This is a genomic window from Actinomadura vinacea, from assembly GCF_039532545.1.
GTDB lineage: Bacteria > Actinomycetota > Actinomycetes > Streptosporangiales > Streptosporangiaceae > Spirillospora > Spirillospora vinacea.
The window spans coordinates 250,108-272,271 of the sequence record NZ_BAAARW010000026.1 but is presented as its reverse complement, the minus strand read 5'-3'; the positions used below and the strand labels follow the sequence as shown (position 1 = coordinate 272,271).

The 22,164-nt window shown below is 70.6% G+C and carries 25 protein-coding genes, 2 tRNA genes and 1 other RNA gene; 14 read left to right on the top strand and 14 right to left on the bottom strand.

What is annotated here, in order from left to right:
• Nucleotides 1-49 precede the first annotated feature (49 nt).
• Together ABD340_RS34400 and ABD340_RS34395 are read right to left on the bottom strand one after the other, a co-directional pair.
• Entirely contained in the window at nt 50-1,108 is a 1,059-nt protein-coding gene (locus ABD340_RS34400) for a beta propeller repeat protein (RefSeq protein ID WP_344594731.1), read from the bottom strand.
• 160 nt (nt 1,109-1,268) lie between these two features.
• On the bottom strand, nt 1,269-1,832 hold the full coding sequence (locus ABD340_RS34395; RefSeq protein ID WP_344594730.1) for a helix-turn-helix domain-containing protein: 564 nt from the start codon (nt 1,830-1,832) through the stop codon (nt 1,269-1,271).
• A 50-nt stretch (nt 1,833-1,882) separates the two neighbouring features.
• On the opposite strand from ABD340_RS34395, the gene ABD340_RS34390 reads away from it, so the two are divergent.
• Both ABD340_RS34390 and ABD340_RS34385 read left to right on the top strand, forming a co-directional pair.
• Nucleotides 1,883-2,569 (top strand): B3/B4 domain-containing protein, encoded by a 687-nt coding sequence (locus ABD340_RS34390; protein WP_344594728.1) that lies wholly within the window; start codon nt 1,883-1,885, stop codon nt 2,567-2,569.
• Nucleotides 2,569-3,435, top strand: coding sequence for an EamA family transporter (locus ABD340_RS34385; RefSeq protein ID WP_344594726.1), 867 nt, complete (start codon nt 2,569-2,571; stop codon nt 3,433-3,435). The genes ABD340_RS34390 and ABD340_RS34385 overlap by 1 nt, the downstream gene beginning before the upstream one ends.
• Here the strand turns inward: ABD340_RS34385 and ABD340_RS34380 are convergent.
• Nucleotides 3,367-4,422: an ABC transporter substrate-binding protein gene (locus tag ABD340_RS34380; RefSeq protein ID WP_344594725.1), complete on the bottom strand. Its 1,056-nt coding sequence runs from the start codon at nt 4,420-4,422 to the stop codon at nt 3,367-3,369. The genes ABD340_RS34385 and ABD340_RS34380 overlap by 69 nt on opposite strands.
• 250 nt (nt 4,423-4,672) lie before the next feature.
• Here ABD340_RS34380 and ABD340_RS34375 point away from each other — a divergent pair, with 250 nt between their 5' ends.
• Entirely contained in the window at nt 4,673-5,314 is a 642-nt protein-coding gene (locus ABD340_RS34375) for a hypothetical protein (protein WP_344594723.1), read from the top strand.
• Between the two features lie 307 nt (nt 5,315-5,621).
• On the opposite strand, the gene ABD340_RS34370 is transcribed toward ABD340_RS34375, so the two are convergent.
• From ABD340_RS34370 to ABD340_RS34345, 6 genes are all read right to left on the bottom strand, one after another.
• Entirely contained in the window at nt 5,622-5,882 is a 261-nt protein-coding gene (locus tag ABD340_RS34370) for a hypothetical protein (protein ID WP_344594721.1), read from the bottom strand.
• Between the two features lie 267 nt (nt 5,883-6,149).
• Nucleotides 6,150-6,237 (bottom strand) — tRNA-Ser (locus ABD340_RS34365).
• Nucleotides 6,238-6,247: 10 nt separating this feature from the next.
• The gene (gene tadA / locus ABD340_RS34360) at nt 6,248-6,685 is read right to left on the bottom strand and encodes a tRNA adenosine(34) deaminase TadA (RefSeq protein ID WP_344594894.1); all 438 of its coding nucleotides are present in this window, start codon (nt 6,683-6,685) and stop codon (nt 6,248-6,250) included.
• Nucleotides 6,686-6,704: 19 nt separating this feature from the next.
• Entirely contained in the window at nt 6,705-7,142 is a 438-nt protein-coding gene (locus ABD340_RS34355) for a tRNA adenosine deaminase-associated protein (RefSeq protein WP_344594720.1), read from the bottom strand.
• Between the two features lie 37 nt (nt 7,143-7,179).
• A complete protein-coding gene (locus ABD340_RS34350; protein ID WP_344594719.1) occupies nt 7,180-7,665 on the bottom strand; it encodes a tRNA adenosine deaminase-associated protein in 486 nt (161 codons plus the stop codon).
• Between the two features lie 137 nt (nt 7,666-7,802).
• A complete protein-coding gene (locus ABD340_RS34345) occupies nt 7,803-8,123 on the bottom strand; it encodes a hypothetical protein (protein WP_344594717.1) in 321 nt (106 codons plus the stop codon).
• 154 nt (nt 8,124-8,277) lie between these two features.
• Here ABD340_RS34345 and upp point away from each other — a divergent pair, with 154 nt between their 5' ends.
• From upp to ABD340_RS34310, 7 genes are all read left to right on the top strand, one after another.
• Nucleotides 8,278-8,916: a uracil phosphoribosyltransferase gene (gene upp / locus ABD340_RS34340; RefSeq protein WP_344594715.1), complete on the top strand. Its 639-nt coding sequence runs from the start codon at nt 8,278-8,280 to the stop codon at nt 8,914-8,916.
• Between the two features lie 203 nt (nt 8,917-9,119).
• Nucleotides 9,120-9,392: a hypothetical protein gene (locus ABD340_RS34335; RefSeq protein WP_344594714.1), complete on the top strand. Its 273-nt coding sequence runs from the start codon at nt 9,120-9,122 to the stop codon at nt 9,390-9,392.
• 239 nt (nt 9,393-9,631) lie between these two features.
• Entirely contained in the window at nt 9,632-9,790 is a 159-nt protein-coding gene (locus ABD340_RS34330) for a hypothetical protein (RefSeq protein ID WP_344594712.1), read from the top strand.
• A gap of 10 nt (nt 9,791-9,800) precedes the next feature.
• Entirely contained in the window at nt 9,801-10,316 is a 516-nt protein-coding gene (locus tag ABD340_RS34325) for a PH domain-containing protein (RefSeq protein ID WP_344594710.1), read from the top strand.
• Nucleotides 10,317-10,663: 347 nt separating this feature from the next.
• A complete protein-coding gene (locus ABD340_RS34320; protein WP_344594708.1) occupies nt 10,664-12,190 on the top strand; it encodes a helix-turn-helix domain-containing protein in 1,527 nt (508 codons plus the stop codon).
• Between the two features lie 333 nt (nt 12,191-12,523).
• On the top strand, nt 12,524-13,213 hold the full coding sequence (locus ABD340_RS34315) for a FadR/GntR family transcriptional regulator (RefSeq protein WP_344594707.1): 690 nt from the start codon (nt 12,524-12,526) through the stop codon (nt 13,211-13,213).
• Nucleotides 13,214-13,335: 122 nt separating this feature from the next.
• Nucleotides 13,336-14,631, top strand: a complete 1,296-nt coding sequence (locus tag ABD340_RS34310) for a CynX/NimT family MFS transporter (RefSeq protein ID WP_344594706.1) — start codon at nt 13,336-13,338, stop codon at nt 14,629-14,631.
• Nucleotides 14,632-14,912: 281 nt separating this feature from the next.
• Here the strand turns inward: ABD340_RS34310 and ABD340_RS34305 are convergent, their stop codons facing one another.
• Nucleotides 14,913-15,218 (bottom strand): type II toxin-antitoxin system VapB family antitoxin, encoded by a 306-nt coding sequence (locus tag ABD340_RS34305; protein WP_344594705.1) that lies wholly within the window; start codon nt 15,216-15,218, stop codon nt 14,913-14,915.
• A 111-nt stretch (nt 15,219-15,329) separates the two neighbouring features.
• Nucleotides 15,330-16,820, bottom strand: coding sequence for an SDR family oxidoreductase (locus ABD340_RS34300; protein ID WP_344594704.1), 1,491 nt, complete (start codon nt 16,818-16,820; stop codon nt 15,330-15,332).
• A gap of 195 nt (nt 16,821-17,015) precedes the next feature.
• Between ABD340_RS34300 and ABD340_RS34295 the strand changes: the two genes are divergently transcribed.
• Nucleotides 17,016-17,651 (top strand): hypothetical protein, encoded by a 636-nt coding sequence (locus ABD340_RS34295; protein ID WP_344594702.1) that lies wholly within the window; start codon nt 17,016-17,018, stop codon nt 17,649-17,651.
• 140 nt (nt 17,652-17,791) lie between these two features.
• Here ABD340_RS34295 and ABD340_RS34290 read toward each other — a convergent pair whose 3' ends face one another.
• Nucleotides 17,792-18,562 (bottom strand): glycosyltransferase, encoded by a 771-nt coding sequence (locus tag ABD340_RS34290; RefSeq protein WP_344594700.1) that lies wholly within the window; start codon nt 18,560-18,562, stop codon nt 17,792-17,794.
• Here ABD340_RS34290 and ABD340_RS34285 point away from each other — a divergent pair.
• Nucleotides 18,543-18,956, top strand: a complete 414-nt coding sequence (locus ABD340_RS34285) for a hypothetical protein (RefSeq protein WP_344594698.1) — start codon at nt 18,543-18,545, stop codon at nt 18,954-18,956. The genes ABD340_RS34290 and ABD340_RS34285 overlap by 20 nt on opposite strands.
• Nucleotides 18,957-19,147: 191 nt before the next feature.
• Here the strand turns inward: ABD340_RS34285 and ABD340_RS34280 are convergent.
• Nucleotides 19,148-19,235, bottom strand: a tRNA-Ser gene (locus ABD340_RS34280).
• 10 nt (nt 19,236-19,245) lie between these two features.
• Nucleotides 19,246-19,602, bottom strand: coding sequence for a DUF952 domain-containing protein (locus ABD340_RS34275; protein WP_344594696.1), 357 nt, complete (start codon nt 19,600-19,602; stop codon nt 19,246-19,248).
• Nucleotides 19,603-19,670: 68 nt separating this feature from the next.
• On the opposite strand from ABD340_RS34275, the gene ffs reads away from it, so the two are divergent.
• Nucleotides 19,671-19,766: signal recognition particle sRNA small type (gene ffs, locus ABD340_RS34270), an RNA gene on the top strand.
• Between the two features lie 57 nt (nt 19,767-19,823).
• Nucleotides 19,824-21,917, top strand: coding sequence for a DNA polymerase III subunit gamma and tau (locus tag ABD340_RS34265; RefSeq protein ID WP_344594695.1), 2,094 nt, complete (start codon nt 19,824-19,826; stop codon nt 21,915-21,917).
• Nucleotides 21,918-22,164: the final 247 nt, after the last annotated feature.

The following is a 22,164-nucleotide window of genomic DNA, read 5'->3' as shown; positions in this document are numbered from 1 at the left end:
CCGCCGTGCCCGCCGCGGCCCGTCCTGCGGCCCAGGCGCCGGGGGCGGGTCAGGGGTCGCTGGAGTGGGCCGTGACGCTGGGGGCGGTGCCCACGCCGCCGGTTCGGGAGACCTGGTGGGAGCCGGCCAGCCACACGCCACCCGTCTCCGGGGAGGGCAGGGACGCGGAGGCCAGCCAGACGGCGTCGTCGCCGAGCGGCTGGGGGGACGACGCCGACGTCCAGCGGTGGCCGTCGAAGTGGGCGAGTTCGCCGCGTCCACCGGCGACCCACACGTCGTCGGGGGCGGGGGCGGTGACCGTGTTGGCGGCCGTCACGGGCGCCTTCGCCTTGCGCCACTTGCGGCCGTCCCAGTGCAGGACGCGGTCGCGTCCGACGGCCCAGACGTCCGACCGGGAGAGCGCCGCCACATCGGTGAGCGGGAACCGGGTGGACGGGCTCGGCACGCGGCTCCATGACCGCCCGTCGTAATGCATCACCAGCCCGACGCGATCGGCGGCGCCCACGGCCCACACGTCGTCGTCGGCCGTGCCGGAGACGGCGAGCAGTTTTCCTTTGGCGATCGGCGGCATCTCGGCCGCGTGCCAGTTCCCTTCGCGCCAGTGCAGCGCCACAGGACCGGGTGGGCCGCCCCAGGGGAACCCGTGGCCGACCGCCCACGCCTCTTCGCCGATGAGCGTGACGTCGGTCAGGATGCAGCCCTGGCCTAACGGGGCGTCGTTCCAGGCGTCCCAGGAGGAGCCGTCCCAGTGGTGGATGAGCGGGACCTCGACCCCGCGCACCCGGTCGAAGGCGCCGCCTACGGCGATGGCCTGAACCGGACGTTCCGGAGCCAGAGCGATTCCCCGGAAGCCGGCGCCGACGTGGTTTGCCGAGGGCGGCGGACCGGGCGGGACGGTCCAGCGCGCGCCGTCCCAAAGGGCGACGAGGGGATGCTGCTGGGCGTGCCCCGCCACCCACACCTCCTCAGGGGACGCCACCGCGACCCCTGCGAGCAGGTAGGAGCCTTCGACGACGGTGGGGGAGACGACCTGCCAAGGGGTGCCGCCAGAGAGCGCCATGACCGCGCCCGTGACCCCGGAACGGCCATGGGTCTCTTGTGGGTTCACCGTGACGGCCTCTCAACTGAGACGAATCCCGTCGGGTGGGATCATCGACTGTCAGGAGGCTTCCTGACAAGCATCCTCACACTCCTTCAACGCATCGAAGAGCGTGGCTCGTTCCAGGGTTGTGCCTCCGCCTCAGCGTCCCCCGAACTCGAAGACGGCCTCAGAGGTCCAGGACGGCGAGGATGAATCGCAGGTCGTGCCGCCCGGCGTTGCCGTAGGCGTGCGGCCGGTCGCCGACGAACACCGCCGCCGTGCCGGTCTCGAGCAGGTCGTTGCGGCCGTCCACACTCAGGGTGAGGACGCCTTCCTCCACGTACACGATCTCCTTGGTACCGGGGACGTGCGGGTCGCTTTCCCTGACCTCTCCCGGCCGCAGCTCCCAGCGCCACAGTTCCAGGGACGGCCGGGGGTCGCTGCCGCCCAGGAGCGTGCCGGTGCCCCCGAACGTCCCCTCCCACAGCACGACGTGTCGTTCCGGCGGGAACAGCCTGACCGGGGGCTGCTCCTCCACCTGGACGAGCCTGGTCAACGGCACGCCTAGGGCGTCCGAGATGCGGATGAGCGTGCCCAGGTTGGGGTTACCGCGGCCTTGCTCCAGCCCGACCAGGACGCCCTTGCTCACCCCGGCGCGGCCGGCCAGCTCGTCCAGGCTCCAGCCGTGCCCGGCGCGGAGTGCCCGGACGGTCCGGGCGACGGCCTCGCCGATGGCTTCCTGATCGCTCACGACGTCCCTCCTTGCTTCGGTCAGTATGATGATATACAGAGTTCATTAAAATGACCGAAGGGGAAGCTGGAATGCTGGAGCGGATCACCATCGACGAGGCCGTCCGGGAGTTGCGCCCGGACGCCACGGTGCTCGCCATCACAGCCGAGGGCCTGGCCAACGGCCCGGGCGACGCCGTCACCGCGGACTGGCTGGCGATGGCCGCCAAGAGCGCCGACCGGTCCGCCGACGACCCGCACCTGGACGCCTGGCGCGAGGCATACCGCGCATTCGGCGCCAAACCACAGCGTACCCGCCCGTCCGTGGACGCCCTGCTGCGCCGGGCCGACGCGCTCCCCCAGATCAACAAGGTCGTCGACGCCTACAACGCGATCAGCGTCGAGTACGCGCTGCCGGTCGGCGGCGAGGATCTCGACGCCTACCGGGGCGCCGCACGGCTCGTCCGCGCCACCGGGGACGAGCCGTTCGACACCGTCGCGGGCGGCGAACCGGCCGTGGAGCACCCGCTCGCCGGCGAAGTCGTGTGGCGCGACGACGAGGGCGTCACCTGCCGGCGCTGGAACTGGCGGCAGTGCGTCCGCACCCGCATCACCGAGTCCACGGTGAACGCGCTGTTCCTCCTCGAACGGCTCGCCCCCTACCCGCTGGACAGGCTCCGCGAGGCCGGCGACGACCTGGCCGCCAAGCTGCGCGCCATCAGCCCGGACGTCCGGATCCAGAACCGGCTGATCGACTGATGGCGGCACTGCTGGCACTGGCCGCCGCCCTCGCCTACGGCGTCGCCGACTTCCTCGGCGGCGCCGTCTCCCGCCGCTCCACCGCGCTGAAGGCGCTGGCCTGGTGCGTCCCGGTAGGCCTGATCGTGGTCCTGACCGCCGCCGTGATCGTCGGCGGCAGGTTCACCTGGACGTCCGTGGCCTGGGGCTTCGGCGCCGGATTCGCGGGCGGCATCGGCCTGATCACCTTCTACCGGGCGCTGGCCCGCGGCCCGATGAGCGTGATCGCCCCGGTGTCCGCCCTCGCCGCCGCCGTCCTGCCCGTGGGCGTCGGCCTGCTGCGCGGCGAACGCCTCGACGCCACGGTCCTCGCCGGGGTGCTGCTCTGCCTGGTCGCCATCGCCCTGGTGAGCATGGAGAACAACGACGCCGCGCCGCAACGCTCCGCGAGCCTCGCCGACAACGGACCGCTGCTCGCCGGGGTGTCCGGGATCTGCTTCGGGATCTTCTTCACCCTGCTCAAGGCCGCCGGGGACGGCGGCGGCCTCTGGCCGCTCGTCGCCGCCCGCGCCGGCAACCTGTGCGTGATCGGCGCGGCCCTGCTCATCATGGTCCGCTCCCGTACCGAAGACCCGGGTCCTCCCGTGAAGGGACGGCTGCTGATCGGCCTGGCGGTGCTGTCGGGCGTCCTGGACGCCTCCGCCAACGCCCTCTACTTCGTCGCCGCACAGAAGGGCATGCTCAGCCTCGTGGCCGTCCTGACCTCGCTGTACCCGGCCATCACCGTCCTGCTGGCCAGGATCACCTACAGCGAGCGGCTACGCGTCGTCCAACGCCTGGGCCTGGCCGTGGCCGCCGCCGGCGTCGCCCTGGTGACCATAGGCTGAATGTGATCCCCAGCGGACGAGGCCGGGTTCATGGCCGACCTGGACGCCGCTGTACGGGTCGATCTTGAAGCGGCCGAAGAACGTGGTCGTGTCGAGTTCCGAGGCCGCTTCCCACAATGAATCCCGTGACGTGCTCCCGGCCAGCCGGGCGCAGTGCGTCGCGACCGCCGCCGTAGCCGCCGCCTGCGCCGCCGGGTAGTCGGGGAGTGCGCCTGCCCGTTCCCGGTAGCCCGCAAGGAAAACGGATTCGTCCAGCCCCAGCTCGGCGCGACCTCTGGCCCCAGGGAACCACTGTCCAATGCCGTAGACACCTTCCGGCCGGCTGACGGCTTCCCCGAAATCGAGCACTCCGGCCGCGACGGCGCAAATCGTCCTCGGCGGCGTGGGCAGGCCTCGCGCCCACTCGACGGCGCTCACGTCTTCCTCAAAAGAGCCGGCGCACAAGAGACTCCAGCCCGTCCCGACAGGAATGCCCTCGCCCCTGCCTGGATACCCCGTGTCGATTCCGAATTCGCGCGCCATGGACCCGGCGCCGTCCGCTACTTGTCGGCCAAAACTCCCCTTGCCTCGGACGATCCAGAGCCGGTCGGACGTCCGACTCCTCGCGAGATGGAGGAGGAACCGCTCCGCGTACCGGCTGGTCGGGGTGAGCACTGAAACAACGTGGCCCGGATGGGCCGCCTGGACGTCATCCCCGGCTCCGCCATGGTTCCAGACGAGCCGGTCGAGCTCTGCGGCGGCGTCTCCGGCTCGGCGCATGAGCTGTGTCGAGTAGGGGCCGAGCAGGATGTCGCATTTGGAAGCGAGGCGCCGGAAAACCGCCCCGAACCCCCTGGGATCGCTCTGATCATCTTCAATGAAGAGGTCGACGGCCGGCTCGAAGCCGTTCCAGACCTCAAGACCGGCGCGTGCTTGCCTGCCGAAGCGAGCGTGCCTGCCCGTCAGGGAGAGGCAGACCCCAAGGCGCAGTCGACTCGTGCCCGTCATGTTCCGCGACTACCCGCTCCCAGACGCGCCGAGACTACGGAAGCCCGTATTCGCCGTTCTTGATCCCGGTGACGAGCGCGGTCCACGCCTGTCCGGCGAGCCGTCCGCATCTTTGCACGCAGACGCCGGCGGTCGGTCAGGGCAACAGGGGGCACGCCGAACATGTCGGCGATCTGCTGGACGGTCTTCTCTCGCCGATCGTAGAGCCGTTGGGCGAACGCGGCTCGGTCCTCGGTGAGTTGAGGTGATAATGGGTGATGCGGAATCGGAAGCCGCGGCCCATCCGCATCGGATCCGACGATTGGTTGTTCAACAGGAGGAGCGCGACCTGATGGCTCAAATGGAAGATGTCGTGAAGTTCTTTAATTCCTTCCTGGACATCTACTGTGCGGGTACCGTGGCGGTGTATTCGGAATCGGATGCGGTGCTGGACGAGCGCCGAGCCGCAAGTATGGAATTTGTGCATGCCGTTCCAGGCGTCATCATGTCCCCGTTGTTCGGAAGGGGGCGGGACTTGCCGGCCGATGAGCTGGCAGAGTTCGCAGAGGACATGGATGTGACTCGTCGGTCTCTCTTCTTGGTCGCCGAGTACCGCCATCCGTCCTGGGGTGCTCTGTACGGCGGATACATCGGAGATGACAGTTCCGCTACGGCCGGCTCCTACGGTGGCTTGCTGTACGCGACTGAGATTGATCGCGAACTGAAGATCATCGCGATCTACCGGGAGGACTTCGACAAGGTGTCTCCGCCCGTGCGCTGGCGGCACAGCCAAGGAGCGGAGATCGGAGACCCTGGAAAGCCCGTGGCCGTTCGTCCGCTGGAAGCGCCGACAGGGCGGGCGGCCCACCGGCAGGACTGGGAAAGCCTCAGGGCGTTGGCAAAGTCCCGATGATCTGGTGAGTGTGCAGGTCACGGCAGTATGACGATGCTGGGTGCGGGACGAGACCGAGGCCGCCCATCTCCAGCGGATCAAGTGGGGACGCCCGACATCACCCGATTCGGGATCACCGTCACTCCCGAAGCACACAGGGTGTGGCTGGACGAGCCCGGCGACCTTATCGACCGTCAGTTGTGCCCGCTCAAGGCATGAGACGCCCAATCCTGCCCTGACACGCCAGATATGAACAGGCCCCTTCCCCGAAGCTTCGGGGAAGGGGCCAGCTGGTCATACGCGCCCTTCTGGCAGCTCTGCCGAGCTACTACAGCAGGAACCTGATGCCCGCGCCGTCCTCGGTTTCGACCAGCACGGAGTCGGGGGCCTCGGAGGTCTCGGCGGTGCCGGTCGAGTCGGAAGCCGGCAGGAACCTGATGCTCCCGCCGTCCTCGGTCTCGAACAGCACGGAGCCGGGGGCCTCGGAAGTCTCGGCGGTGCCGGTCGAGTCGGAAGCCAGGGGGAGACTGCCGACCCCGCCGTCCTCGGTCTCGAACAGCACGAAGTCAGGGGTGTCCTTCTGGGACATGAGTTGCTCCTATATACGTTGTTCGCGGATACACGGGAGGGGCCTGAAACCCCGCACGTCAGGAACTGTCCGCAGCATTCGTTAGAAGACAACCCAAAGAAGCGGGGACCTTCCCGCCGCGGCTGCTGACGGACTCGCCGTGCGAGGACGACGCCTCGGAGGCGGGCTCCGATTCCAGCCGAGAGGCCACCTGAGACCCAGATTGAGACCAGACGCTGATGGGGCGGCACGCACGCGTGCCGCCCCATCAGCGTCTTCCTGGTCAAGTGGCGGTGGTGGTGGGATTCGAACCCACGGAAGGTTGCCCTTCACACGCTTTCGAGGCGTGCGCCCTCGTCCACTAGGCGACACCACCGCGGGGAAGCCTACCTGACTCTGCGGCGCGTGAAGAACTCGACGAGGAGGGAGCCGCATTCGTCGGCCAGGACCTCGGCGATCACCTCGGGACGGTGGTTCAGACGGCGGTCCCGCACGACGTCCCACAGCGAGCCCACGGCGCCCGCCTTCGGGTCGGCCGCGCCGTACACGATGCGGTCCACACGGGCCTGTACGGCGGCTCCGGCGCACATCGTGCACGGTTCCAGGGTCACGACCAGGGTGCAGCCGTCGAGGCGCCAAGCACCGCGTGCGGCGGCCGCGGCGCGCATCGCGACGATCTCGGCGTGGCCGGTGGGGTCGGCGGTGCGCTCGCGGTCGTTGTGACCGGTCCCGATGATCGTCCCGGACGCGTCCAGGACGACGGCGCCCACCGGGACGTCCCCGGCCTCGCCCGCGCGCCGTGCCTCGGCGAGGGCCGCGCGCATCGCCGGGCCGAACTCGGCTTCAATCACGGAGGCGGTCGAACTCCTCGCCGAACCCGGCCAGCTCGGCGACCGTCAGCAGGGCGTCGGCGGGGAGGGCCCGGTCGCCCAGGTCGCTGAGGCGCTTGCCGTCGACGCCGAGGTCCTCCAGGAGCTCGGGGTCGCCGCCCGAGTCGCCTTCCGGGACCTCGCCCACCAGCTGGTAGAACAGGCCGCCCAGCCCGTCCTCGCGGACGGTGGAGACGAAGGCGCGCGGCTCGCCCTCGCCGTCCAGGCGGAGAACGGCGAACCAGTCGTCGTCCTGCTCGATCAGGAGCAGCACCGGATCGCCGTACGATTCCACGGCGGCCTCGCGCATCAGGTCGGCGACGTCGTCGACGCCCTCGGCCTCGGCGAGCACGGCCTCGGTCCCCACCCAGCCCTGGGGGGTCCGGGCGAAGACGGCGGCGAAGTAGGACACCTGCTCATTGTGACCCACGAGATCGCCGCGGGACCAGTCAGGTGACGGCGTCCAGTGCGCGTTCGAAGGCGGGGGCGAAACCGACCCGGCCGGCGATGCTGAGGAGCATCTCGTCCGGGTAGAGCTCCAGGTCGCCGGAGATCGCGCCGAGTTCCATCTCGTCCAGCCCCAGCTCGGCGAAGATCGACATGTCGCCCACCGGCAGGACCTGGTCGAGCTCCTCGTCCTCGGGGATCGGGATGTCCAGGTGGTCCAGCACCTGGCCGGCCAGTGGCCAGTCCACGGACGCGGTCACGTCCGAGAGGAAGACCATCACCTCGTCGCCGAGCAGCCGGATGGCGACGAAGAAGTCGTCGCCGACCGACACCAGCCCGATCGTGCCGCCCAGGCTCGGCTGCTGCCGCAGGGCGTGGATCAGCCCTTCGAGGTCCTCGGTCAGCGCTACGGGGAGGATCTCCGCCTCCCAGCGCTCGTCCTCCCGGTACACCACGACGGCGAAGTCCGTCGCGTCCACATCCGTCATCTCCACCCCACCGGCGCGGTTCCTGCCTGGGCATGGTCGCAGATGCGGCACGCCCTCGTGTCCCCCACCGCCAAACTGGCCTTCCTGGCGAGCGGAGGGCGCCTCGGGGCGCCTCGACGAATCTACTCGATCAGGGATCAGTTCATCCGGAAGGTGCGGCGGCGCAGCGCCGCGTGGATCTGGGCGCGCCGGGACCGGTGCGGCGTCACCCGGCGGCGCAGCTCGCGCGCCTCCGCGAGCTCGCGCAGGAAGATCGCGCGGCGGCGCAGATGGTCGCGGACCTCCTCGGGGGAGACGGTGCTCTCGTGGGGCTCCTCGGCGTCGTCCTGGACGGCGGCGTCCGCCGCCGCGCCCCTCGCCCGTGGCCCCACGTCTCTCGCCCGCGCCCCGGTGACCTCTAGGAAGGCGTCATCGGCCGACGGGGGGCGTTTCGGCTGCTGGTCGCGATCTCGGGTCATATCGGCATCGTGCCCCGCTCGGCGGGCTCCTATCCTCTTGCGGGTAGGGCGCAAGCCGTCCGTGGCGGGACGGTCACCTCCACCGTACGAGGTCGCGGCCGGTGCGGTGATCGGCGGGGCGGTCCCGAGAAGGCCGCGCCGGTACGGTGTGCGCATGGAGACCCTCGCCGTCGACCACCCCCTCATCGCGCACAAGCTCACCATGCTGCGGGACGTGCACACCGACTCGCCGACGTTCCGCCGCCTGGCCGACGAGCTCGTCACGCTGCTGGCCTACGAGGCCACCCGGGACGTCCGGGTCGCCGAGGTCACCGTGGAGACGCCGCTGGTGCCCGCGCAGGGCGTCCAGCTGGCGAGCCCCAAGCCGCTGGTCGTGCCGATCCTGCGCGCCGGCCTGGGCATGCTGGACGGGATGACCCGCCTGCTGCCCACCGCCGAGGTCGGGTTCCTCGGGATGATCCGCGACGAGGGCTCGCTGCAGGCGCAGACGTACGCGACGCGCCTGCCCGAGGACCTCTCGGGCCGCCAGTGCTACGTCCTGGACCCGATGCTCGCGACCGGCGGCACCCTGGCCGCGGCCGTCAAGCTGCTGTTCGAGCGCGGCGCCGACGACGTGACGGCGATCTGCCTGCTGGCCGCCCCGGAGGGGCTGAAGCACATGGAGCAGGAGTTCGAGGGGACGCGGGCCCCGGTCCGCGTCGTCACCGCCGCCGTCGACTCGCACCTCAACGACCAGGGGTTCATCATGCCGGGCCTGGGCGACGCGGGGGACCGCCTATACGGCGTGGTCTGACGGCCCCTTTCCCCGAGGGTGTGACATATCCCACTCGCGTGGGACGCCTCGTGCTCCTGGCTGTTATAGGGGCTTGATGTTCGCGGATGAGTCACCGTGGGTAATAAGCAGCTACGGAACGCAGTGATCGTTCCCCTCCGCCGTCCCGGCAACAGGGGACCGTCAGGGACCGGGGCGGTGCGAGCGAGGCTCGAGGAAACGTCATGGCTCACTACGGGGACAACCGACCGCCACGCTATGAATCGGGGTACGAAGAGGTCGGCGACCGCCTCACCGAGGAGTTCGCCGGCGTCCATCCGTCCGCGACGGTGGCGCGCTGCGTCGCCGCGGCACGGCACGGCGCGCAGGAGGTCACCGGGGCGGCCGCCCCGGACCTGGTGGAACGGATCGCCCGCAAGCACCTCCAGGTGCTGGCGATCGTGGCCGCGGAGAAGCGCCGCCAGGCATCCCGCCCATCCCTGGGCAACGCCCCCTGATCAAAACTCTGGACGCCGCCGCATCCGAGGGGGTCGGGGCGCGACGTCCACAACGCATCGCGAACGCTGCGGCGCGGGGGCGGTCGGGCTCCCTGCCCGTGCCGGCGCGGTCGTGTTCCTGACGTGGCCATGGGGCGATGTGCGGTCGTCACAACGCGCCATAGGCCTTACTTTGCCGTGCATCGGGCCTGTGCGAAACTGACCTGGGGTTCGTGGGTCATCATCCTCCGGGAGGCACTGTGCCCGCCAAGAAGTACATCGCGTGGGCCGCTGCGGCCTTCGTGACGTTCTACGTCGTCAAGCAACCCGACGGGGCGGCCCAGTCGCTGAACGACGCGGCGTCGGGCCTCGCCTCGGCCGCGGGATCCCTGGTCACCTTCGTCAACGCGCTGGCCTGAGGGGTTCGGGATGAGGCTGGTGACGCCCGGCGACTCCGCCCCGGCATCGGTGAACAAGTACCTGCTCCCACACGAGAACCAGGTCATCACGGTGCGGCGGCATCCGGCGGTGCTCATGGTCCCGGTCGGCCTGGTGCTGGCCGGGCTGATCATCGCGGGCGTGCTGAGCAACACCGTCACGCAGGCGACCAGCTGGATCTGGTGGGGCTGGCTGATCCTGCTCGCCTGGTTCGTCTGGCGGGTGGCCGAGTGGTCGGTCGACTACTTCGTGATCACCAACCAGCGGATGCTGCTGACCACCGGGCTGATCACCCGCAAGGTGGCGATGATGCCGCTGGCCAAGGTCACCGACATGAGCTTCCGCCGGACGATCACGGGCCGGCTGCTGGGGTACGGGGAGTTCGTCCTGGAGTCGGCGGGCCAGGACCAGGCCCTGGACACGGTGGACTACCTGCCCTACCCCGAGCAGCTCTACCTCGAGGTCTGCGAGATGATCTTCCCGAACAAGAACCCCTCGGACGACTGACCGCCGCGCGTCCGTCCGCGGGCTTGGTCATACTGACCGGTAGCAAACCGGGCGGTTTGGACGTTTTGTAGGGGATTTTCGGGCCCGATGGGCGTGAATTAGGGGCATCGCCGACCGAGCGGCACGCGAGCGGCTACGGTAAGAGAAGATCCCCTGAGTGCGCGGGTGATCCCGGGGCCGAACCGGCGTCGCGCGATCGCCCGTCGTACACCGGTGACGGGCTGGGGCCGGAGCCGACCAGGTGGTCGTATGTCGTGCCGCTTCGTTACTCTCGATGTGTATTTACCCGCTTTGTGCAATCATGTCGGCACCCCAGCCGCCTGATTACTTCCGCTAAGTGAGTCCACATGCCGGGTCCAGGCAACGTTGGCGAACGTGTCCGCAACCTGCGCCTGACCAGACGTTTGTCGCAGGCCCAGCTCGCCGGGCACGACCTCTCCGACAGCTATATCTCGTTGATCGAGTCCGGAAAGCGAACGCCCACGCCGACGGTGTTGCGGATGCTCGCCGAACGCCTCGGCTGCACCCCGGAGTACCTCGCCGAGGGCGTCGAGCCGGAACAGCGCGCCCACCTGGAGGTCCGGGAACGGCACGCGCACCTGGCGCTGCTGGCCGGCGACCCGGCCACGGCGGAGGGCGGATTCGACGATGTGATCGCCCGTAGCGACGATCCCGACCTCACCTCCCGGGCCCGCTGGGGCCGCGCCCGCGCGCTGGAGGAGCTCGGCCGCACCGAAGAGGCCATCGCGCTCTTCGAGGAGCTGCGCGAGCAGGCCGAACGCGATCCGGGACGGGCCAGCTGGCTGCCGCCCGTGATCGCGCTGGCGCGCTGCTACCACGCCGTCGGCGACCTCGGCCAAGCCGTGGCGCTGGGCGAACGCGCCCTGACCCGGCTCCGCCATCTGGGCCTCGGCGTCGGCCACGAATACACCGAGGTCGGGCGGATCCTGCTCCTGGCCTACGTCGACCGGGCCGATCCCGTCCGCGCGCACGCGCTCGGACGCCGCATGCTGGCGCCCGCGGAGGGCGTCCCCGCCGAGTCTGAAAAAGGGCGGGAGCCCGCCGCCGGTTACCAGCAGGCCAGCTCGCATGCGCTGGCCGAAGGCGCCGTCGGCGATGCCCTCTACCTCGCCGACCAGGCCCTCTCCGCCTTCCACGGCGCCACCTCCATCCTGGCGCAGGCCCGGCTCGACCTGGCCGGCGCCAAGGCGCTGCTGCGCGGCGTCGCCCCCTTCGGCTCCGAGTTGGACCACCTCCCGTCCCTGCCGCAGCAGGACGTCGTCCCGGACGCGGAGGAGGCGGCCGTCGGCGGCCCCCTGCCGAGCCGTCCCGCGGGCCCGGGCTGGCAGCGGAACGAGGCCGCCCGCACGGCCGCGGCCGAGGAGGCGCTCGAACTGCTCGGCGGCACGTCCGTCCTCGAAGGCATCGAGGCCACCGAGAGCACGATCGAGAAGGCCCGCGCCCTCGTCCTCGTCGGCCGTCCCGAGCAGGCGATCGCGATGCTGGAGGACTTCCTCGACACGGGCCTGGCCCTGGCCGCGCCCGTCAGCGAGATCCCGCCGCAGGTGGACGCCCGTCCCGGAGCCGACCGCACCGCCCGCGTGCGCAAGGCCACGCAGGCCCGCATGGTCCTGGCCCGGGCCCGCCTCGCCCAGGGCGACCCGACCGCCGCGCTGGTCGTCCTGCGCGCGGCCGTGGGCGACCTGAGGCGCCTGGCCCCGGAACGCCAGGTCGCGCAGCTGTTCAGGGAACTGGGCGAGCTGTTCGAACTGGCCGGCGACGCCAAGGATGCCACCAGCGCCTACCGGCAGGCCTTGGAAGCCACCGGCCTGCGCCCGGCCCGCTCCCACGCGGCGGACCTGGGAAGGGTCTGAGGCTGTGTTTTTTGCAATCCCGGCCCAGGGGCTCGCCTGGCGGCTCGCACCCTGACCGGGTTTGGTGCGAGCGCGACATCGCTTCGCGATCTGGCCGGTGACGCTCTCCTCCGGCATCGCCCCACCGGCCAGGCAACGCGCTCGCGCGATAGCTGGGCCACAGACAGGCTCCAGGGCGGCGGGCCGTCCGGTCTTCGAGCGTGATCTGGCCGACACGCTGCGCCGGGAATGTTGTGGGACGCGTCGCGCTTTGTTCTCACCAGAGAAAAGCACTGGACCTAGAAACGTAGGATGATTGGTGGAATCCGGCCACCATGATCGTTTGGGGGAGTCGTGACGCTGCGCACCGCCCGCCGCTCGTCCCTGGTCGAGCAGGTGATCGACCAGCTCAGGGATGAGATCGCGACGGGAGTGTGGCCCGTGGGAGCCAAGATTCCGCCCGAGCCCGTCCTCTCCGAGAACCTGGGCGTCGGCCGCAACACCGTTCGCGAGGCCGTCCGGGCGCTCACCCATGCCGGCCTCCTGGAGTGCCGCCAGGGCGACGGCACGTACGTGCGGGCGACCAGCGAGCTGTCCGGGGCGGTACGGCGCCGGCTGCAGACCGCCGAGCTGATCGAGATCCTCCAGGTCCGGCGCGGCTTCGAGGTCGAGGCGGCCAGGCTGGCCGCCGCGCACCGTACCGGCGCCGACATGGCCGCCATCGACGACGCCCTGGCCCGCCGGGACGCGGCCTGGGCCGCCGGGGCGCACGCCGAGTTCGTGGAGGCCGACACCGCCTTCCACACGGCGGTCGTCGAGGCGACGCACAACCGGGTGCTCATCGAGCTGTACCGCGACTTCGGCGCGGGCCTGCGGGCGAGCATCGGAGCCGCCGGACCCGGGCCGCGGCAGGCGGACGTACCGCACGGCCCCATCGCCGCGGCGATCAAAGCGGGCGACGCGGAGGCCGCCGCCCAGGCGGCCCGCTCCTGTCTGGACGGGATCATCCGCTCCGCGGAGACCCGCCCCCCGGCCCCTTCCTAACCAGGAAACCTCCGCCTCCTGCGGCGGTCGAAGACCTCGCGTGCCCCGGGTCGCCTCCGACCGTGCCCTATAACCCCCTCGTTCCACATGCTCTCCTGCCCGGCCCGACTGACGAAGGCGAAATGACTTCCTCTCCGCGTATCAACCGTGCCACCGCCGTGTGGACGTTCATCGGGCTGGTGCTCCTGACGGTCAACCTGCGCGCCGCCATCACCGGCATCTCCCCCATGCTCGGCGACCTGCGCGAGGTGTTCGGGCTCTCCGGCATCGAGGTGAGCGTCCTGACCACGCTGCCCGTCCTGTGCCTGGGGCTGTTCGCCACCCTGGCGCCCGTCCTGGCGCGCAGGCTGGGCGCCGAGCCCGCGATCGCCGTCTCGCTGCTGCTGATCACGGCCGGGATCGTGCTCCGGGTCGTCCCGGCGCGCGCCGCCCTGTTCGCCGGGACGGTCCTCGCCGGCGCGGGCATCGCGATGGGGAACGTGCTCATGCCCGCCGTGATCAAGCGGGTGTTCCCGCGCCGGGTCGGGTCGCTCACCGGCATGGCGATGATGCTGATGGCGACCAGCGGCGCGATCGCCGCCGGCCTCGCCGTGCCGATGAACGACACGGCCGGCTGGCGCTGGGCGCTCGCGATCTGGGCCGTGCCCTCGCTGGTCGCCGCCCTCGCCTGGGGACCGCTGGCCGTCGGCGGCCACCGCCGCACCCGCGCCGCGTCGGACGGCCCGTCCGGGGCCACGGCGTCCGCGCCTGCCGATCAGGGATCGCTGCTGCGCTCGCCGCTCGCCTGGCACATCACGGCGTTCATGGGGCTGGCCGCGCTCATGTTCTACGTGCTGATGTCGTGGCTGCCGCAGATCATGCGCGACCACGGGCAGCCGCCCGCCACCGCCGGAAGCATGGTCTCGGTCATGATGATCATCGGTATCCCGCTGGGCTTCTTCGTCCCGGTGCTCGCCGCCCGGGTGCGCGACCAGCGGCCGCTGGTCACGGCCATCACCGTCATCATGGCGGCCGGGCTCGCCGGACTCCTGATGTTCCCCGGGGCGGCCTGGGTGTGGGTCGCGGTGCTGGGAACTGCCACCGGCAGCGCGTTCCCGCTCGGATTCACCCTGCTGAGCCTGCGTTCGCCGAGCCCCACGGTCGCGGCGCGGCTGTCCGGCATGGCCCAGTGCGGCGGCTACCTCCTGGCGGGACTCGGCCCGCTGGCGGTCGGCGTGCTGCACAGCGCCACCGGCGGCTGGCAGGTCTCCCTGGGACTGCTCCTGGCGCTGGTCGTTCCCGAACTGGTCTTCGGCTGGCTGGCCGCCCGTCCCGGCTTCGTGCGCCTGGACCCCGTCCCGCCGAAGGCCGTCGAGCACCTGATCGAGCCCAAGAACGTCCCCAGGGCGCCGACCCCGGAACGCACCGCCGCGCTCTAAGGCGCTGTGTTTATTCAAGCCCGGCCCAGGGTGCTCGCCTGGCGGCTCGCACCCTGACCGAGCTTGGTGCGAGCGCGACATCGCTTCGCGATCTGGCCGGTGTAGCTCGCCTCCGGCGTCGCCCCACCGGCCAGGTAGCGCGCTCGCGTGGCACCTAGGGCCACTTCGAGACAAGCCCTGGCCGCGTTTCCACGTCCCGGCCTAGGCGCTTGCCCGGCGGCTCGCGTCTGACCGGGCCAGGTAAGGCGTTCGCGTGGCACCAACGTCTCGGGACAGCACACCTAGGGCTGGTTCGCGTCCATGTCGAAGACGCGGGCGTGCAGGACGAGGCGCTGGTGAAGGGCCGCGCGGAGGGCGCGGTGCAGGCCGTCTTCTAGGTAGAGCTCGCCCTGCCACAGGACGACATGCGGGAACAGGTCGCCGTAGAACGTGGAGTCCTTGGACAGCAGCGACTGAAGGTCCAGCTCGCGCTTGGTGCTGATGAGCTGGTCCAGCCGGACCTGGCGGGGCGGGATCTTGGCCCAGTCACTGGACGTCAGGCCGTGCTCGGGATAGGGCCGCCCGTCACGCACCGCCTTGAAGATCACCCCCTGAGTCTACGGGGTCGGGTGGGGCCAGAGAAGCGGCGCAACCGCTCGTGTCACGTGACCGCGGGCCGACGGTCAGTGAAGGCGCCGCTGCTCAGAGGTTGTGCACGTTCACTCGCGGGATTCGGCGGCCAGGGCGATGTTGCGGGCCATGCCGCCGAAGACCGCGGTATGGAACGGGGAGACGGCCCACCAGTACGCGTGTCCCGCCAGTCCGTGCGGGTGGAACAGGGCCCGTTGCAGGTAGACCGTGCGCCCCTGGCGGTCCTGGCCGATCATCAGTTCCAGCCAGGCGAGCCCGGGCAGCCGCATCTCCGCGCGCAGCCGCAGCAGCCTGCCCGGTTCGATCTCCTCGACCCGCCAGAAGTCCAGCGAGTCGCCGGCGCGCAGGCGGGCCGCGTCCCGGCGCCCGCGGCGCAGGCCCACGCCGCCGGCCAGCCGGTCCAGCCAGCCCCGCACGGCCCAGGCCGACGGGAACGAGTACCAGCCGTTCTCCCCGCCGATCCCTTCGACGACCCGCCACAGATCGTCGGGCGTCGCGTCCACGACGCGGGCGCGGCGGTCGATGTAGAGGGAGCCGCCCGCCCAGCCCGGATCGGTGGGCAGCGGGTCGCTCGGCGCGCCGGGCACGGAGGCCGAGGACCAGCGGGTGCTGACGTCCGCCTCCCGGATCCGCTGGAGCGCCAGTTCCACCGCGCGTTCGAAACCGACCCGCCCCTCGGGCGGATCCGGGATGTACCGGGTGATGTCGTCCTCGCGGCAGACCACCTCGTGCCGCAGCGAGTCGGCCAGCGGGCGGGCGATGGACGGCGGGACGGGCGTCACCAGCCCCACCCACAGGCTGGAGAGCCGGGTCGTCAGCACGGGCACGGGCATGATCAGGCGGCGCGGCAGGCGGGCGACCCACGCGTACCGCTGCATCATGTCCCGGTATGACAGGACGTCCGGGCCGCCGATGTCGAAGGAACGGTCCACCGAGGCCGGGAGCGAGGCGGATCCGACCAGGTAGCGCAGCACGTCCCGGACCGCGATCGGCTGGACCCGGGTCCGCACCCAGCGCGGGGTCACCATCACCGGCAACCGCTCGGTCAGGTAGCGCAGCATCTCGAACGACGCCGACCCCGAGCCGATGATCACGGCGGCGCGCAGCACCGCGGTCGGGACGTCCGACGAGCCCAGGATCCGCCCGACCTCGGCGCGCGAGCGCAGGTGCGGGGACAGGTCCCGCTCTTCGGTCCCCGTCGGCATGGGGCCGCCCAGGTAGACGATCCGGCGCACGCCCGCCCGCGCGGCACCGGCGGCGAAGGTCTCGGCGGCGCGGCGGTCGGTCCGCTCGAAGTCCCGGCTCGTGCCGAGCGCGTGGACGAGGTAGTAGGCGACCGCGACGCCCTTCATCGCGACGGCGACCGACTCGGGATCGGTGACGTCGCCCTGCATGATCTCGACCCGGTGCGCCCACGGGTGGTCGCGCAGCTTCTCGGGCGTCCGGACCAGGCAGCGCACCGCGTACCCGGCGTCGAGCAACTCCGGTACGAGCCGCCCCCCGATGTACCCGGTGGCGCCCGTGACCAGGCAGAGCTCGCCGCTTCTTCCGCCGTCCATCCAGCACCCCGTCCTGACCAGGTGGTTCTCCGGCCCCACTATTCCCGGTCGGCGGGCCGTCCACCCTTGAACGCGCCGACCGCGAGGCGGTCGGGAGAACGTGGAACGCATGACCGGTCACGGAGAGTCGAATGGCCGCTGGGTGTGGGACCGGTCCAAAGGGGCCGGTCTCCGACGAGAGAGGAAGTCCCCACATTGTCCACACAACGCCGAATCGCCGTCCTGGCCCTCGCGGCCTGCGCCGTCCTGCCGCTGACCGGCTGCGTCATCGAGGCGGGCGACGGCTCGTCCGGCACGGGGTCGAGCACCGGCAGCGAGAACCCCGACACGCAAGGCGGCCAGGACACCACCGTGAAGGCCGGTGCCCTGACGATGAAGCTCCCGTCGTCCTGGAAGGCCCGATCCGAGGGCGACGGCCGCTGGCATGTCGTCACCAGGGGCTCGTGCGGCAAGAGCGGCTACCCTCAGGCCGACACCTGCCCAGGATTCTGGATCTTCGGCGAGGAGGACATCTCCCAGGGCCACGAGATGGGCCCGTACAAGGTGAGCAGCCCGTACTACCCCGCCTCGGACGCCCAGCCGTGCCCGAACGACCCGTCGAGCCTCCAGACGATGCCGTCCGCTCCCCGCAAGGCGGGCCTCGCCCCGGTCGGCAGCCGCAAGGCCAATTACCGGGAATGGCTGTTCACCTGTAAGGACAAGACGAGCCAGGTCTCGAAGGACACCTTCGTCCAGCGGACGGTCTACCTGCCCGTCTCGAAACTCCTCATCGTCGACAACTGGCAGACCCCCGGCCTCCTGACCAACCTCCAGAACGCCACCCTGGCCTGACCTTCGTACCGTGCCCCGACCGGGCGAGCGGTCCCTCCCCGCTCGCTCGCCCGGCCGACCACGGAACCGCGCGAGTAGCCGAACGTGGCGTCTCAGAAGACGCGGTAGCACGCATTATCACGCTGATATGCCGTTCCGGTCTAAATAGACGGAAGGCGCGGTCCGTGAGAACGCATCCCCCATACCTCCTGAATGGACTCGGTGCGTTCGCGGATAAGGTCCATGCGCAAGTTCCATTCCGTAGGCTCGGTGTGTCGGGGCTTGGTGGATTCCTGGCCCGGCCACTTGCGATACAAGAGGCCCACCTCGTCATGGAAGTACCCGACACTGAGCATCGACGCGGCAACCAGCATCCCCGTATCGTCCGATCCCGGTACGCCCATCCATCCCCCAAGGGAGACAATGAGGGGGCGCCTGATGCAGACGGTCGCGGGATGGACGGGCAGTCGGTAGTTGTGCGCCTTCCAGTACTCGAAGACAAAGCCAGGCTCGATCCTTCCGGCCAGCGGGTCGCTCTCAGCCCCAACGGTCGAACGGTCGGGCAGCAAGTCGAGTGCGCGGGAAGTGGTCCACTGAACATCAGGGTTCTCGGCGAGAACCTCTATGTCCCGTGCAAGTACTCCTGGTGTGAGGATGTCGTCCTGGTCGAGGCTCTTGATCAGGACGCCTTGAGAACGAGCCAGGGCGAGATTCCTTGTTATCCCGGTTCCGCCTCGGCGCCCAGCGCCGAACTTCACTCGCGGATCTTGCGGGATCATCGTCTCAGGAACGCCGGTCGTCCCGTCCTCCTGGATTACCCATTCCAGCTCCCACCCTTCGGGAAGTTCTTGGTTGACCACAGATTCATACGCCTCATTTAGATGTTTCACGTCCGGCTCGTAGCAGGGGGTGATGATTGAGATGCAGGACATGGCGCCAGCTTATAAGCCTTGGCGCGTAGATGATCTCGTGGCGATCGCCGGTAAGGGTGACCTCGGAGAACTCCACTGCACGCTCTTTGATGTCGACGTGGAGACGGCTTCGATTTCGAGAATCACGGCGAGGTCGAACCGTCAATTCGTCCATGATGCGGTCGAGTTCGATACCGATCGCGGAGATCGAGTAAGGGGCCACGAGGTTCCGGAGCGGCCTCGGGGGCCGCTGAGGAACGGGCACCTCCCCCTCAAGGCCGCGGCCCGCCCACAGCGCGGACGAGGCGGCGCGGCCCTGAACGATGCTGGGGCGCGACTGGCGTCCGGTGACATCAAGGCCGCCGAGGATCTACGCGGCCGATCCTCGGCGGAGAGTTCCCCGCCGGATCGATGATCCCGACCGAGCCCGTGCGTCGCGAGGCGCGTTGGCGGCCTCCTTGGGGAGGCTCAGGGACGGCCCGCTGACGGCGACCAGGATGGTCCGGCGGAGGTCTCAGGGCGGCCTGAAAGGCTGGATGAGACCAGAAGAGACTGAGGGCGGCGCCCGTACGGGTGCCGCCCTCGACGTGTTTTGCCTGGTCAGGCTGGCGGAGGATGCGAGATTCGAACTCGCGAGGGCGTGAACCCAACACGCTTTCCAAGCGTGCGCCCTAGGCCACTAGGCGAATCCTCCGCAGGAGAGCCTACCGGTTCTCGGGCACTGACCGGACATCAATAACGGCCGGGAGCGGGATCGGGCCGTAGACGTGGGGGAAGAGTTCGTCACCGGCGGGCTCGTAGCGGACCGGGGCCTGGAGTTGGGCGGTGTCGATGACCAGGAGGACCAGAGTCGTGCGGTCGATGCCCTCGTAGAAGCGGGACAGGACGCCTTCCAGCTGGGCGAGGTCGGACGAGCAGTGGATGAAGCCCTCCTCGTCGAGCGTCCGGCCCAGGGTGGACATGGTGTACGACACACCCGTGGCGCGGGCCGATTCCCAGTGCCGGCGCTCGGCGATGTGGAGGAGAGTCTCCTGCGGAGGCGGGGCTTCGGCGGAGGGCATAGGGCGGGAGCCTACGCGAGGAGGTTCGTAAGCGGCTTACGGAGCTCCTCGCATGCCATAGACTCGGGGCAGACCCCTCGCACGGCGTCATCCTGTGAACCTCCCCAGGGCCGGAAGGCAGCAAGGATAAGCAGGCTCTGGCGGGTGTGCGGGGGGTCCCTTGGTTTGAAGGCGACACCTGCGCTTCTAACGCTCTGCTTCTCGAGGAGGGCGGACCCCCGATGACCCTGGCGCTGTACCGCAAGTACCGGCCGGCGACGTTCGCCGAGCTCAAGGGGCAGGAGCACGTCGCGGAGCCCCTTCAGCAGGCGCTCCGGAACGGGCGGATCAACCACGCCTACCTCTTCAGCGGACCGCGGGGCTGCGGCAAGACCTCCAGCGCCCGGATCCTGGCCCGCTCGCTGAACTGCGAGCAGGGGCCGACGCCCGAGCCGTGCGGGAGCTGCGACTCCTGCGTCGCGCTCGGCCCCACAGGAACCGGCCACATCGACGTCATCGAGATCGACGCCGCTTCCCACGGTGGTGTCGACGACGCCCGCGACCTGCGGGAACGCGCGTTCTTCGCGCCCGTCTCGGCGCGCTTCAAGGTGTACATCATCGACGAGGCGCACATGGTCACCCGGGAGGGCTTCAACGCCCTGCTGAAGCTGGTCGAGGAGCCGCCCCCGCACCTGAAGTTCGTGTTCGCGACCACCGAGCCGGAGAAGGTCATCGGGACGATCCGGTCGCGGACCCACCACTACCCGTTCCGGTTGATCCCTCCGGGCGTGCTGCAGGACCTCGTCGAGGAGATCCTGCGGTCGGAGAAGGTCCCGTACGAGGAGGCGGCGCTGCCGCTGGCGGTACGGGCGGGCGCCGGCTCGGCCCGGGACACGCTGTCGATCCTGGACCAGCTGCTGGCCGGGTCGGACGAGCAGGGCATCACCTACGCGCGGGCCGTGTCGCTGCTGGGCTACACCGACTCGGCGCTGCTGGACGAGGTGATCGCGGCCTTCGCGGCCCGGGACGGCGGCGCGGTGTTCGCCGCGATCGACCGGGTGGTCGAGAGCGGGCAGGACCCCCGCCGGTTCACCGCCGACCTGCTCGAGCGGGTCCGGGACCTGGTGATCCTTTCGAACGTGCCGGAGGCGGGCGGGACCGGGCTCCTGAACGTGCCGCCCGACGAGCTGGAGCAGATGCGGCGGCAGGCCGCGTCGATGGGGCCGGGGGAGCTGACGCGCGCCGCCGACCTGCTGCACACCGGGCTGACGGAGATGCGCGGGGCGACGTCGCCGCGGCTGCTGCTGGAACTGATCTGCGCACGGATCCTCCTGCCCGCCGCGTACGAGGACGAGGCGTCGATGTTCGCCCGGCTGGACCGCCTGGAGCGGCAGGCGGCGGAAGGCGGCTTCGCCGGGGGCGGGCCCGCCGGGCCGGCGCCCGCGTTCGGGGATGCGGCAACGCTTCCTCCTCGCCCGGTGGCCGCGGGTACCGGCGATGCCGGAGCCCCTTCCGCGGCCATTGTCGAGGGGGGTGGTGGGGCCGGAGAAGGCGAACGGGGTTCTGTGGATAACCGTTCGGGTGGTGGCTCCGGTGCGGGCCGTCCCGCGCCCCCTGCTCCTGCGCCCGCCCCTGCGCCTGCGCCCTCTTCGGCGCGGCCTCCCCAGGCCGCGCCTGCCGCGTCGTCGGCCCAGGCTGAGGGGGGTATGGACGTATCGATGGTGCAGCGGTACTGGCCGGACATCATCGAGGCCGTCAAGGTCAAGAGCAAGGTCGCCTGGATGGCGATCATGTCCGGGGTGCGGCCGATCTCGCTGGACCACAACCTGCTCACCCTGTCGTTCGAGGCGGAGGGTGCGCGGACCAACTTCACCAACGGCGGCCGGGACGTGGTGCTCCGCGAGGTGCTGCGGGAGCGCATGGGCGTCGACTGGAGGATCGACACGGTCCTCGGCGGCGCGGCGCCCTCCGGCGGCGGCGGGCGTCCGGGCGCCGGCCGGTCCCCGGGACGTTCCGGGCCTGGGGGCGGCGGCCCGGGAGCGGCCGCGCCGTCCGGTTTCGCCGGTGCTTCCACGCCCGCTCCTCGTCCAGGGCCTCCTCAGCCGGAGCCCGCACGCGCGCCGTCGCCTCCATCACCCACGTCCGACGTTGCCCCTGAGCCGCCGCCGTCCGACGAGCCGCCCCCGCCGCCCGAGCCGCCTCCCGTGGACGAGAGCGAGGAGGTCGACCCGGAAGGGGACGCCGACGCGGACGGTGCCGAGGCCGAGGCCAGCGGCATGGCGCTCATCCAGCGCGAGCTGGGCGGCCAGATCATCCGCGAGATCGACAACACCTGACCCCCGCCGCCCGCTCCTCTCCGCGACGGCGCAGCCTGGTAGCCGCTCAGCGTCCCCGCGTGAGTACGACGCCCGCCTGGGCGCATGGAAGGGTCAGGGCAGCGCCGCCACAGGCGCCGCCGCTCCCAGCGGCCGTGGCGGCGGGAGGAGGTGTGGCAGGTCGCGCGCATTGTTCGTAAGACTGAGAATCGTGCTGCTTCCGGTGGGTGTGGGTGGGATTCTGGACACGGCGCCAGTACGTACCGGA